10 protein-coding genes and 1 pseudogene are annotated in these 12438 nt (G+C 58.8%); 7 read left to right on the top strand and 4 right to left on the bottom strand.

The window, feature by feature from the left end; genetic code table 11:
• Nucleotides 1-122: 122 nt before the first annotated feature.
• Entirely contained in the window at nucleotides 123-665 is a 543-nt protein-coding gene (locus tag ACVWZ0_RS01320; protein WP_253456588.1) for an isochorismatase family protein, read from the top strand.
• 26 nt (nucleotides 666-691) lie between these two features.
• Nucleotides 692-1612, top strand: a complete 921-nt coding sequence (locus ACVWZ0_RS01315) for a GlxA family transcriptional regulator (protein WP_253456590.1) — start codon at nucleotides 692-694, stop codon at nucleotides 1610-1612.
• A 40-nt stretch (nucleotides 1613-1652) separates the two neighbouring features.
• Here the strand turns inward: ACVWZ0_RS01315 and malM are convergent, their stop codons facing one another.
• Genes malM through malK form a run of 3 tightly spaced genes read right to left on the bottom strand, consistent with a single transcriptional unit; the run spans nucleotide 1653 to nucleotide 4982 of the window.
• Nucleotides 1653-2534: a maltose operon protein MalM gene (gene malM, locus ACVWZ0_RS01310; protein WP_253456592.1), complete on the bottom strand. Its 882-nt coding sequence runs from the start codon at nucleotides 2532-2534 to the stop codon at nucleotides 1653-1655.
• A gap of 19 nt (nucleotides 2535-2553) precedes the next feature.
• Nucleotides 2554-3849, bottom strand: a complete 1296-nt coding sequence (locus ACVWZ0_RS01305; protein ID WP_199746425.1) for a maltoporin — start codon at nucleotides 3847-3849, stop codon at nucleotides 2554-2556.
• Nucleotides 3850-3872: 23 nt separating this feature from the next.
• Nucleotides 3873-4982 carry a maltose/maltodextrin ABC transporter ATP-binding protein MalK gene (gene malK / locus ACVWZ0_RS01300; RefSeq protein WP_253456594.1) on the bottom strand — a complete coding sequence of 370 codons (1110 nt, stop codon included), beginning with the start codon at nucleotides 4980-4982 and terminating at the stop codon, nucleotides 3873-3875.
• 365 nt (nucleotides 4983-5347) lie between these two features.
• Here malK and malE point away from each other — a divergent pair, with 365 nt between their 5' ends.
• The 5 genes and pseudogenes from malE to ACVWZ0_RS01275 all read left to right on the top strand — a co-directional run bounded on the left by malE (nucleotide 5348) and on the right by ACVWZ0_RS01275 (nucleotide 10028).
• Nucleotides 5348-6544: a maltose/maltodextrin ABC transporter substrate-binding protein MalE gene (malE, locus tag ACVWZ0_RS01295; protein ID WP_253456596.1), complete on the top strand. Its 1197-nt coding sequence runs from the start codon at nucleotides 5348-5350 to the stop codon at nucleotides 6542-6544.
• A 55-nt stretch (nucleotides 6545-6599) separates the two neighbouring features.
• A complete protein-coding gene (gene malF, locus ACVWZ0_RS01290) occupies nucleotides 6600-8144 on the top strand; it encodes a maltose ABC transporter permease MalF (RefSeq protein ID WP_253456598.1) in 1545 nt (514 codons plus the stop codon).
• A 28-nt stretch (nucleotides 8145-8172) separates the two neighbouring features.
• Nucleotides 8173-9045, top strand: a pseudogene (gene malG / locus ACVWZ0_RS01285) (maltose ABC transporter permease MalG); the annotation flags it as partial.
• Between the two features lie 261 nt (nucleotides 9046-9306).
• Nucleotides 9307-9618 (top strand): type II toxin-antitoxin system HigB family toxin, encoded by a 312-nt coding sequence (locus ACVWZ0_RS01280; RefSeq protein ID WP_253461169.1) that lies wholly within the window; start codon nucleotides 9307-9309, stop codon nucleotides 9616-9618.
• Entirely contained in the window at nucleotides 9615-10028 is a 414-nt protein-coding gene (locus tag ACVWZ0_RS01275) for a helix-turn-helix domain-containing protein (protein WP_253456603.1), read from the top strand. Before ACVWZ0_RS01280 ends, ACVWZ0_RS01275 begins: the two co-directional genes overlap by 4 nt.
• A gap of 326 nt (nucleotides 10029-10354) precedes the next feature.
• Here ACVWZ0_RS01275 and malQ read toward each other — a convergent pair whose 3' ends face one another.
• Nucleotides 10355-12430, bottom strand: a complete 2076-nt coding sequence (gene malQ / locus ACVWZ0_RS01270; protein WP_253456606.1) for a 4-alpha-glucanotransferase — start codon at nucleotides 12428-12430, stop codon at nucleotides 10355-10357.
• Nucleotides 12431-12438: the final 8 nt, after the last annotated feature.

Here is a 12438-nt window from a genome sequence, read left to right as displayed (position 1 = left end):
TTTTGCGTTGAGCCGACATACTGTTGTCCTTCCCACACGCGATCCTGTCCGTTTATGGTCTTCTGCGCGGCGTCATTCCTCGTCATTATTGACGTCTCAGCCCTACTCAACGGAGTCCCAAAATGACCGCTACCGTACTGTTAGTGATTGACGCACAGGAATCTTTCTATCATCGTGGCTACCGCGAAACGTCAGAAACGCCCGCTTTTGAGCAAAAGCTCAGCGAGCTGATTGCCGGCTGCCAGGCCAGGGAAATCCCGGTGGTGGATGTGTTCCACGTCGAGGCGGACGGCCCGTTTTCGCTGGCGTCCGGCCTGGTGAAGCGCCTGCCTTTTTTGCAGCATCACGCCGTCGCTACCGTGCAGAAAACAGTGCATAACGCGCTGACCGATTCCGGGCTGGCAGACTGGCTGCGTCAACATCAGGTTAAACATTTAATTATCAGCGGCCTGCGTACCGAGCAGTGCTGCGAAACCACTGCCCGCGTCGCATCCGATTTGGGCTATAAAGTTACCTTCGTTACCGAGGCGACCCTGACTTTCCCGATTACGCATCAGGGCATTACGCTCAGCATCGCGGATCTGCGGCACCGCACCGAAAGCGTGCTGATCAACCGTTTTGCCGCTGTCGCTACCGTGGAAGAATGTTTGCTGGCGCTGGCGTAACGCGTCAGCTGCACTGGAGAAAAAGTATGGCGGTCCCGGTCTGGTTTTTAACGCTGCCCGGCGTGATGACGCTGGATATCACCGGCCCGGCGGAGACGCTGCAGCTGGCCGGCGATGCCTTTAGCCTGCGCTATATCGGCCCGCAGGAGAGCGTGCCGACCTCGACCGGCATGACCATAGGCCAGCTGGCACCGCTGCCGGAAAACCTGCCTGACGGCAGCCTACTGGTGGTGCCGGGCGTCGCGGATTCCAGCGTCGCTTTTGATACGCCGCAGGCTATTGCCGCGCAGCACTGGCTGATGCGCCTGCAACCAGCCATTCACGCCAGGCAAATTACGCTGGTTTGTATCTGTTCCGGCGCCATTCTGGCGGCGCGCAGCGGCCTGTTGCGCGGCATACATTGCACGACCCATCACGAAGTCATCCATCGGCTGAAAATTACTGAACCTACCGCTATCATCAAAGAAAACCGCATTTTTGTGGAAGATCGCGGTATTTGCACCAGCGCAGGCATTACCGCCGGCATCGATCTGGCGCTGCACCTTATCCATCGCCTGTGCGGCCCGCAGACGGCGCTGGCGGTGGCGCGGGAAATGGTGATTTGGTTCCGCCGTTCGGGCGACGATCCGCAGCTTTCACCCTGGCTGCGCTATCGCAACCATCTCAATCCGGCCATTCATCGTACGCAGGATTTGCTGATTGCCCGGCCGGAGCGGGACTGGTCGCTGGAGGAGATCGCCGGACGCGTGCACGTCAGCGCCCGTCATCTGACGCGCCTGTTCAGGCAGCATTTGGGGATTAGCGTGCGGGACTATCACGAGCAGCTCAGGCTGGCGCTGGCCCGACAGCGATTACAGCAGGGCGAAGGCGCGGAAAAAGCGGCGCTGGCGGCAGGATTTTCTTCTTCACGGCAGCTCAGGCGGGCGCTTCAGCGCTGGCAGGAATAAAAAAGAGCGTCGGCGATAATCCTGTGCCGACGCGCTGTTTTTAATGCTTTACGCTGTCGATAAAGGTCTGGCGGGCCGTTGTGGAACCCAGCCGTTCGGCCTCGTTCAACAGTTTCAACGCTTTATCCACGTCTCCGGCCTTCACGGCCTTTTTAATCGCCTCGTTAAAGTAGCGATCCGACTCGGCCAGCATCGGTTCCGCCGGTTTCGCTGCCGGAGCAGGCTCCGCCCGTGCAGAATGACCGATAACCGCCGGCGCGGCAGGCGCAGGCTCGGAAGATGGGAACAGCTGGCCGATCATAACGTTACCGGCTTTCTGCTCGGCGGTGACCTTCAGGCTGATCTTGCCCGTTGGCGTGTGCGTGGCGATGGGATCGGGGATATCCGGCACCGCATTGCCCACGCCCGCCGCATAGGCTTTGGCAGGATTGACCATTTGCGTGGTCGACTGAAGGTTTTGTTGCGTGGTGTAAACCAGCAGGTAAATCTGCTTCTGGCCCAGCGCCGGGGTCAGCTTCAGCGTGCCCTCCAGCCTGTCGCTGGAGACCAGGCCCGGCTTTTGATAAGGAAAATAGCTGGCAGGATAAAACGCTGCTGGCCGCATCTGTTCGTCAAGCACCAGCACGTTTGGCGCATATACCGTTTTGCCCGTCACCAGGCTGGTCAAAACGATCTCCAGCGAGCCGCGATCGGCAGGCAGTGAGAAGGCCGCAGCGGCGCCCTGAATTTCGCCCTGATTAATCTTCGTTGCGGTGCTGCCGAGCGTCACATCCTGCGTGACGGGCGGCACCAGCGGCGTCCAGGCGAGGCTACGCAAGGTTTGGGCAGAAATTTTCGGGGCGGCGGAGGCATCCTGCTGAGCCGCCTGCGCGCCAGCGATCAGGCTGAGCGACAGACAAAGAGAGAGCAGCGTCTTTTTCATCAGAGTTTCCTTGTTTGCATTACCACCAGACTTCCATCTGCGCACCGAAAGTCACTTCGTCGTCGTTGCCACGGCTGAAGGTGCGCGCGGTGGTGTCGTTCATCGCCAGGCCGTTATCGACGCCGCTGTCGGTGTCGTAGCCCCATTTTTCATCCCAGTTGGCGTAGGTGGCAAAGACGCGGATGGCCGGACGTGACCAGATGCTGTCGCCAGCCTGCCACTGCTGCGCCAGCGTTACTTTGTACTGGCCGTTGCGGTCGCCGGTACGCTGGGATTTCACGTTGTCATAGCCCGCTTCCAGCAGCGTGCTCATGATCGGCGTCCATTTATACATTGGCCGCACGCCCACGGTATACCAGGTCGTGCCGTTATTGTTGTCGCGATCGGTATCCTGATACATCGCTACGTACATCAGACCCCATTTGTCGTTGAAATCCAGCGCGCCGTGGTCGAGTACGCGCACCATGCTGCCGTTATTGTTGATGGCGGCGCCGGTCGAATGGCCGTTAGCCGTGCCGGTACTTTCCGCCGTCATGGCGTCGGCGGCGTATTGCAGCACCAGCTTGTTGTAGCCGTTATAGATGCTCTGCGTATGTTCCGCCGTCAGCAGCCAGCCGTCTTTGGTGGCGTCATCGGCCAGCGAATAGCCGTCGCGCGCGTTGGCGCGGCCGTAATCCACGCCCAGCTCTAACACGCCGCCGGGGTTGGTTTGCAGCCCGGCCAGGCGCACGTCGAAGACGTCATTCGAGGTAGGCAGCTCGTCGCGTTGATCGGCGATATAGCCAAAGGAGCCGCCGCTTTCGGTGTTGCGCGTGGCGGCAAAAGAGAGCTTGCCGAAGCCGACGTCGATATCTTCCAGACCGGCACCCGGCCCGGAGATATCCCAGTAGTAGAAGTCGATCATATGCACGTCGTGGCGCTGGTAGAAGCGCTTACCGGCCCACATCGTGGCGCCAGGCAGCCATTCAATCAGGTTTTTGCCCTTAACGTTGGCTTCGCGGAAGGCCGGATCGGTCGATTCCCAGTCGTTCTGCTGCGATACGGAATAGGCGACGTTAGTATCAAAATAGAAACTTTTATCCCCTTCTTTCCACACTTCCTGACCCAGTTTCAGCTCCGCATAAGTTTCGCATTCGTTGCCGAGGCGATATTTGCTTTCCGCGCCGGTGGCCTTAAAACACTGCTGCTCGCCGCCGCTGCCGGACCAGCCAATGCCGGAACGGGCATAGCCGGTAAAATCTACCGCCATCGCCTGGGTGGAAAGCGCGCCGGCCACGGCCAGCGCCAGAGAGGAATTACGTATTGTTATCATCATCTTCTCCTGTAGGGGACTGTTGCTTAAACGCCAGGCTCGGGATGTAACCGACGGCAGGCCGTCCCGTCTTCACGGAACAGATGACAGCGGTGCGGCGGCAAACCAATGGCGAAAGTGGTACCTTCTTCTACCAGCACTACGTCATTCTGGCGGGAGACCAGGTTCTGACGGATGGCCGGGATCTGAATATGGATCTGCGTTTCATTGCCCAGCTGCTCGACGACCTGCACTTCGCCCGTGAGCTTTACCTCTGCGTTCTCACCCGGCAGAAGATGCTCGGGCCGGATGCCAAGCGACAGGTTGCTGCCCGGCACGACGCCGTTGCCTTCGACTTCCAGCCAGACCGCCTGCCCGTTGGGCAGTTCGACCTGCACGCGTTCCGGCTCGGCGGCAAGGATTTTCACCGGCAGAAAGTTCATCCTGGGCGAGCCGATAAAACCGGCGACGAAACGGTTGGCAGGATAGTGATAGAGCGCCAGCGGACGGCCGACCTGCACAATGCGTCCGGCGTTCAGCACCACGATTTTGTCGGCCAGCGTCATCGCTTCAACCTGATCGTGAGTGACGTAAATCATCGTGCGCTTCAGCCGCTTGTGCAGGCGGGAGATTTCAATGCGCATCTGCACGCGCAGCGCGGCGTCCAGATTGGAAAGCGGTTCATCCAGCAGGAACACCGTGGGTTCCGCCACCAGCGTGCGGCCAATCGCGACGCGCTGCCGCTGCCCGCCGGAGAGCGCTTTGGGACGACGATCCAGCAACGGCGCGAGCTGGAGGATTTCCGACACCTGATTAACCCGCCGCTCGGTTTCCTCTTTTTTCGTTCGTGCCAGCTTCAGGCCAAACGACATATTTTCGGCCACCGTCAGATGCGGATAGAGGGCGTAGGACTGAAACACCATGCCGATGCCGCGCTCGGCGGGCGGCACCTCGTTCATCCGCTTCCCACCGATTTTTAGCTCGCCGGACGTAATTTCCTCCAGCCCGGCAATCATACGCAGCAGAGTCGATTTCCCGCAGCCGGATGGCCCGACGAACACCACAAACTCGCCCTGTTCAATCTCCAGATTGATATCGCTGGAAATTGCGGTTTCGCCAAAGACTTTATATACGCCGCTAAGGGAAACGTTCGCCATCCTCTCTTCCTCTTCATCCGTCAGTAAACCGATTACGCCGCAGCATGACGCGCCGCCTGCCAGGAGTAATCAGCCGTCGCGCGGTTTTTGCTGGCGGAGAGGCCAGGAGGATAAAAAGCGAAGACCCACGCTCAGCGCCGGTGGCGAAAGGGGAAATACGTGATCTGCATTGCAAAAAACAACCTCTGATGGGCTGCATAAGGCCTCATTAACGACAGCCGTGCAGGCGGAGTCACAGTTTGGGCGGTGGGGGCGTAGAGCGGGGGAGGATGAAGCCGCTACCGCTTGATTGCACACTGACCGGTACGCTCTTCGCTGTCTGCAACGTGAAGAAACCTGGGGCTTACCGCTATAAGGACTCGATCATGCTCAGTATCAAGAACATTGTTAAGCACACCGCCGCCCTGTCAGCGCTGGCTACGCTGGCGCTCTCTTCCGCCGCCTTCGCCAAAATCGAAGAGGGAAAGCTGGTGATCTGGATCAACGGCGACAAGGGCTACAACGGCCTGGCGGAAGTGGGGAAAAAGTTTGAACAGGATACGGGCATCAAGGTGACGGTTGAGCATCCTGACAAGCTGGAAGAGAAGTATCCGCAGGTGGCCGCGACGGGCGACGGCCCCGACATTATTTTTTGGGCGCACGACCGTTTCGGCGGCTACGCGCAGTCCGGTCTGGTGGCGGAAGTCAGCCCGGACCAGGCTTTTAAGGATAAGCTGTTTCCGTTTACCTGGGATGCCGTGACCTTTAACGGCAAGCAGATCGGCTACCCTATCGCGGTAGAGTCGCTATCGCTGATTTATAACAAAGATTTGGTGAAGGAAGCGCCCAAAACCTGGGAAGAGATCCCGGCGCTGGATAAGACCCTGCGCGCCAAAGGCAAAAGCGCCATTATGTGGAACCTTCAGGAACCCTATTTCACCTGGCCGGTTATCGCGGCCGACGGCGGCTACGCCTATAAATATGTCGACGGCAAATACGACATCAAAAACACCGGCGTGAACAATACCGGCTCGCAGGCCGGCCTGCAGTTCATCGTCGATTTAGTCAAAAACAAGCATATCAGCCCGGATACCGACTATTCGATTGCCGAAGCGGCCTTTAACAAGGGCCAGACGGCGCTGACCATCGACGGCCCCTGGGCCTGGGCCAACCTGGATAAAAGCAAAATCAACTACGGCGTCGCCCCGCTACCGACCTTCCACGGCAAGCCTTCCCGACCGTTTGTCGGCGTGCTGACCGCCGGCATCAACGCCGCCAGCCCGAACAAAGAGCTGGCGAAAGAGTTTCTGGAAAACTACCTGATCACCGATGACGGCCTGGCGATGGTCAACAAAGATAAGCCGCTGGGCGCCGTCGCGCTGAAATCCTACCAGGCGAAGCTGGAGCAGGATCCGCGTATCGCCGCCACCATGGCTAACGCGAAAAACGGCGAAATCATGCCGAACATCCCGCAAATGAGCGGCTTCTGGTACGCCGAACGCAGCGCGATTATTAACGCCGTCAACGGCCGTCAGACCGTGCCGCAGGCGCTGAAAGACGTTGAAACCCGCATCACCCGATAGCCACTGCTGAACAAGGGGCGGCCGCTGGCGGCCCCGCGTCGAAAAGGATAGCTCCATGTCTCTGGCTCACATTCGCCGCTCTGACAGAAGATCGCCGCTAAGCCGCGTGCCCGGCTGGTTTACCCTTATCTTCTTTGCCCTGCTGGCAGGCTATTTGATCGTGCTGATGTACGCACGGGGAGAATACCTTTTTGCCATGCTGACGCTGGTGCTTTCCGGCCTGGGGCTGTTTATCTACGGCAACCGCCGCGCTTACAGCTGGCGTTATATTTATCCCGGCCTGGCCGGAATGGCGCTGTTCGTGCTGTTCCCACTGGCATGCACCATTACCATCGCTTTTACCAACTACAGCAGCCTGCATCAGCTTACCTTTGAGCGCGCGCAGGGCGTGCTGCTGCAACAGCAGTTCCGCGCCGATAAAGCCTGGGATTTCGCTCTCTGGCCGGTGGACGACAAATGGCGGCTGACGCTGACCTCGCCCGATAACGGCGACGTGCTGGTTTCTGCGCCCTTTGCCTTTACGCCTTCCGCGCCGCAAACGCTGACGATGACCCCGCAGGCCGCACCGACCGGCAACAAAGCCGGGCTGCGGGTCATTACGCAAAATCGTCAGGCGCTGGGCCAGCTGGCCGCCAGACTGCCCGACGGCACGCTGCTGCGGATGAGTTCGCTACGGCAGTTTTCCGGCACCCGGCCGCTTTATCAGCTGGGAGAGGACGGCAAACAGCTGACCAATATCCAGAACGGGAAAGTTTACTCTCCTGATATGAGCACGGGCTTTTACCAGTCGGCGGATGCGGACGTCCTCAGTCCGGGCTTTACCGTCGGCATCGGCTGGAAAAACTTCCTGCGCGTGTTTCAGGATGCCGGTATCCAGAAGCCCTTTCTGTCGATCTTTCTCTGGACGGTGCTGTTCTCGCTGCTGACGGTGCTGCTGACCACGGCGGTCGGCATGGTGCTGGCGTGCGTGGTGCAGTGGGATCAGCTGAAAGGCAAGGCGGTTTATCGCATGCTGCTGATCCTGCCTTACGCGGTACCCGCTTTTATTTCTATTTTGATTTTCAAAGGGTTATTCAATCAAAGCTTTGGCGAAATCAACCTGCTGCTGGGCAATCTGTTCGGCATCAAGCCCGCGTGGTTCAGCGATCCCCTGACCGCCAAAACCATGCTGATTATCGTTAATACCTGGCTCGGCTATCCCTATATGATGATTTTGTGCATGGGGCTGCTGAAAGCCATTCCTGACGATCTTTACGAGGCCTCGGCAATGGATGGCGCTTCGCCGATCCAGAACTTTTTCCTGATTACGCTGCCCCTGCTGATCAAGCCGCTGACGCCACTGATGATCGCCAGCTTTGCCTTTAATTTTAATAACTTTGTGCTGGTTCAGCTGCTGACCAACGGCGGCCCCGACCGGATTGGCACCACCACGCCGGCCGGGCACACCGATTTGCTGGTCAGCTACACCTGGCGTATCGCCTTTGAGGGCGGCGGCGGACAGGATTTTGGCCTGGCCGCCGCTATCGCCACGCTGATTTTCCTGCTGGTGGGCGTGCTGGCGGTGATCAACCTGAAAGCCTCCCGCATGAAATTTGATTAAGGAAGCATTATGGCGATGGTAAAACACGAAGTCGCAGCGCCTCAGGCTGCTGGCGACGCACCTTTTCCTGCTGGGCTTTATCGCCCTGATCCTGTTCCCGCTGCTGATGGTGTTCGCCATTTCGCTGCGGCCCGGCAATTTTGCGACCGGCAGCCTGATCCCCGACACCATTTCGTGGGACCACTGGAAGCTGGCGCTGGGGATAGCGGTCACCAACGAGAACGGCACGGTGACGCCGCCGCCGTTTCCGGTGATGCTGTGGCTGTGGAACTCTGTGAAAATCGCCCTGATTACCGCCGTCGGCATCGTGGCGCTCTCCACAACCTGCGCCTACGCCTTTGCCCGCATGAAGTTTCGCGGCAAAAGCCCGCTGCTGAAAGGGATGCTGATTTTCCAGATGTTTCCGGCCGTGCTGTCGCTGGTGGCGCTCTACGCCCTGTTCGATCGTCTGGGCCTCTATATTCCTTTTCTGGGGCTGAATACGCACGGCGGGGTGATCTTCGCCTATATGGGCGGCATCGCGCTGCATGTCTGGACGATCAAAGGCTATTTCGAGTCTATCGATAACTCTCTGGAAGAGGCGGCGGCGCTGGATGGCGCCACGCCGTGGCAGGCGTTCCGGCTGGTGCTGCTGCCGCTTTCAGTGCCGATCCTGGCGGTGGTGTTTATCCTGTCGTTTATTGCCGCTATTACCGAGGTGCCGGTGGCTTCCCTGCTGCTGCGTGACGTCAACAGCTACACGCTGGCGGTGGGAATGCAGCAATATCTGAACCCGCAAAACTATCTGTGGGGCGATTTTGCGGCGGCGGCCATTCTTTCCGCTATCCCTATCACCGCCGTGTTCCTGATTGCTCAGCGCTGGCTGGTGGGCGGCCTGACCGCTGGCGGGGTCAAGGGGTAAGGCAGTTCCGGGTAGCGCCAGGCTGCCCGGAAGTAATGCGTTATTGCACGCTGCTACAGGATTAGCACTGAAAATAGCGGTACTTTTACCGTTATTGCTCAATATACCTTTCCTCATTTTTGCCGATGTTTATTACCGCTGCGCCTTCTGCCGTTGTGTAAGGATCTGCTTTATCCACCGCAACCTTGTGATGTTTCCATGTTGGAAACATCACAAGGTTGCGCTATCATGTTTCCACGTTGGAACGTGGCTGAGGGAAGCATGCACGTTATTTCAAGGGAGCCGTTCAGGGAAGCGGCAGAAAAATTCCCAAACGATGCAGCCGCACTGGATGCGACCTGGCTGGTTTTAAAAAGCGGTGTTTTTGCCAATCCGGATGTGTTAAAGGCACAGTTTCCCAGCCTCGACCGAATGAAATACAGGAACAAATGGTGGGTGATTGATGTCGGCGGCAATAACCTGAGGATGCTGTTTTTTGCAGACTTTGAGCGGGGCAAGATGTTTATCAAGCATATCGTTACCCATGCTGACTACGACAAGCTGGTTAAGAAGTATCGGGAGAGTAAAGAATGATTACCGAAGCCATTCAGGCAACCAATGACCTGGTTAAAATTGTCCCTTTTTTAGGCGGCAGCACCAGCAAAAAAGATTACGAGCAGGCGCTTGAACTGGTGGAGTATCTTATCGAACACGATCCTGATAGCCCATTAGTGGATATGCTGGCTGATAAAGTCGCCCGCTATGAAGATAACGCGCCTGAATTCGCTGAGTTCAATGCACGCATTGCAAGGCTGCCTCGCGGCGTTGCCTTACTGCGGGTGTTGATGGATCAGCACAAGCTGACGCAATCCTCCTTTGTGGAAGAAATCGGCCAACGCTCTTACGTGAGTCGTATTCTGCGCGGTGAGCGCGCGCTCACCGATAAGCACAAGGCGCGTCTGGCGGCGCGGTTTAAATTACCGTTTGAAGCTTTTAATGAGTAAATGCGGCAGTTAAACCGTTTTTGTGGGCATGTGGCATGGAGAAGCGCCCTTCAGGCCGTTTCAGACTGCTGACAAACTTAAAAGTCCGGGGGATAGCGCTCCTTGCGTCCCGATTTTTTGCAGCAACACCGCCGCTTCACTGCGGCAGAGGCTGAGCGGATAAGCGGACCGTTTTCGCGCATGGACGCGCGAAACGAGCCTCCATGGACGGATTCACGGCGTGTCCGTGTTCCGATCTGCCTCTGCTGCTTTTCACCGACACGAACGCAACTTAATGACAGAGTATGAGTTTGTCAGCAAGCTCAAGCGGCCTTCAGGCCGCTTTTTTAATCCACCGACACCTTACGCCGCCGCCGATCGACATCCCTGATTAACGCATTCACCTCCGGGTCGGCAAACATCGCCTCCAGCGTATGGCTGAGCTTGCGCCGCCAGTTGGGATATTCGCTGCTGGTGCCGGGAATATTGACCGGCGTCGCCATATCCAGCCAGTCTTCCGGCTGCAGGCCCAGCAGCGCGCTGGCGCTGTCGGCCACATAGCGTTGCAGGCCCCGGCGGATGGCAGGCGTCAGCGTGGCGCCCGCGCTGGCGCTTCCCTGCGGAAGACAGCCATAATGCTCCAGGCTGGCGAGCAGGCTCTGGCGCGCCCTTTGCCGATCGGCGCAAAGCCCCTGTAGCACCATTTTATCCGGGTAGAGGCCCAGCTTTTCGCCCAGCGTCAGATCGTCGCTTTGCCAGTAGCCGCGCAGCGTCGGTAAATCGTGCGTCGTCAGGGTAGCCATCGCCTGGAGCGGCCAGGACTGCGGCGCGCGAAAGCCGTTCTGCGCATCCCGCTCAAACCACAGCACCTTGTAGGAATAAACGCCTCTTTCCCGCAGCTTAGTGACGATTTCTACCGGCACCGTTCCCAAATCCTCGCCGATCACCATGCAGCGATGCCGCTGGCTTTCCAGCGCCAGCACCGCCAGCAAATCGTCAACCGGATAGTGGACATAGGCGCCTTTATCCGCCGTTTCGCCTGCCGGGATCCACCACAGGCGCAGCAGCGCCATGACATGATCGATCCGCAAAGCGCCGCAGTGGATCATGTTCGATCGCAGCAGGTCGATAAAAGGCTGGTAGGCACGGTCGATCATCGTGCGGGGATCCATCGGTCGTAAATCCCAGTTCTGTCCTTTTGGCCCCAGAATATCCGGCGGCGCGCCTACGGAAGCCTTCAGGCAGTAGAGATCGCCATCGCTCCAGGTTTCCGCGCCGTCGGCCACCACGCCGACTGCCAGATCGCGATATAACCCCGTCGGCATTTTCCGGCTGGTTTGATAGCACTGCGCCAGCTGCGTTTCGGCCAGCCATTGCAGCCAGAGGTAAAACGCCACCTCCTGCGCATGCTGTTGGCAAAAGGCTCTGACCTCTGGCCCCCGCGCGTTGCGGTACGCTTCCGGCCAGCGATCCCAGCCCCGCGCCTCGCCGCTTTCCGCCTGAAAGTGTTGATATAACGCATCAAAGGCGGCCTGAAACCAGAGGCTTTCTCCGCCCTGTTCGGTAAAGCGGGTAAAGGCCTGCCGTTCAGCTTCCTGCGGGTCACGGCCGAGAAAATGCTGCCAGGCCAGCCGCAGTCCCGCCAGCTTCAGCGCCATAACCTGCGCGTAATCCACCCACTCCGCAGCCCGCGCCGCCTGTAACGCCTGCTGCGTAGCCGCAGAATGCCACCAGCGCTGTGCGGCTTCGCTCAGGCGAAAGTCAGCCACCGCGCTGACGTCGATATAGATAACGTTCAGCCAGCGGCGGGACGAAGGGCTGTAAGGGCTGGCCGCTTCCGGGTTGCCGGGAAAAAGCGCGTGGATAGGGTTCAGACCCACAAAGGCGCCGCCCCGCGCAGCAATGTTGTCGATCATTACGGTCAGATCGCCAAAATCGCCGATGCCCCAGTTGCGCTCAGAACGCAAGGTGTAAAGCTGCACGCAGGCGCCCCACAGCTTTTTACCGGCCAGCAGCGCCTCCGGCTCGTGGCAGCGCCTGGGCGCCACGATGATCCGGCATTCCCAGCGCTGGCCGGGACGGCTCAGCGTCAGCAGGTGATAGCCCGTGGCAAGGTTTTCCGGCAGGGCCAGCGTCATGCTGCCGTGGACTCTGCCCGTCAGGCTCGCGCCCTCTTCCGGGCAAAAGTGCCAGTGGTATTCGCCTTCGCCCTCTACGGAAAGCGCAAAGCGTTCGCCGCTGGTAAAAACCTTTACCGTTGGCACCGGTCTTAGCGGCAGCTGCCGTCCCGCGCGCCAGCCCATCGCCTGCAGCAGCTCGCGCCGGGTTGCTGCCGAGATGGTCTGGGTTTTCCCGTGAGCGTTAATAAAACCGGAAGCGATACCCGCCTCCGTCGCCGCCTGCTCCAGCATCTTCTTTTCCATCTGCGCTC

It is taken from the genome of Erwinia sp. TECH1 (assembly GCF_054057575.1).
The sequence above is the reverse complement of the archived record's forward strand: the minus strand, read 5'-3'. Positions and strand labels throughout refer to the sequence as shown.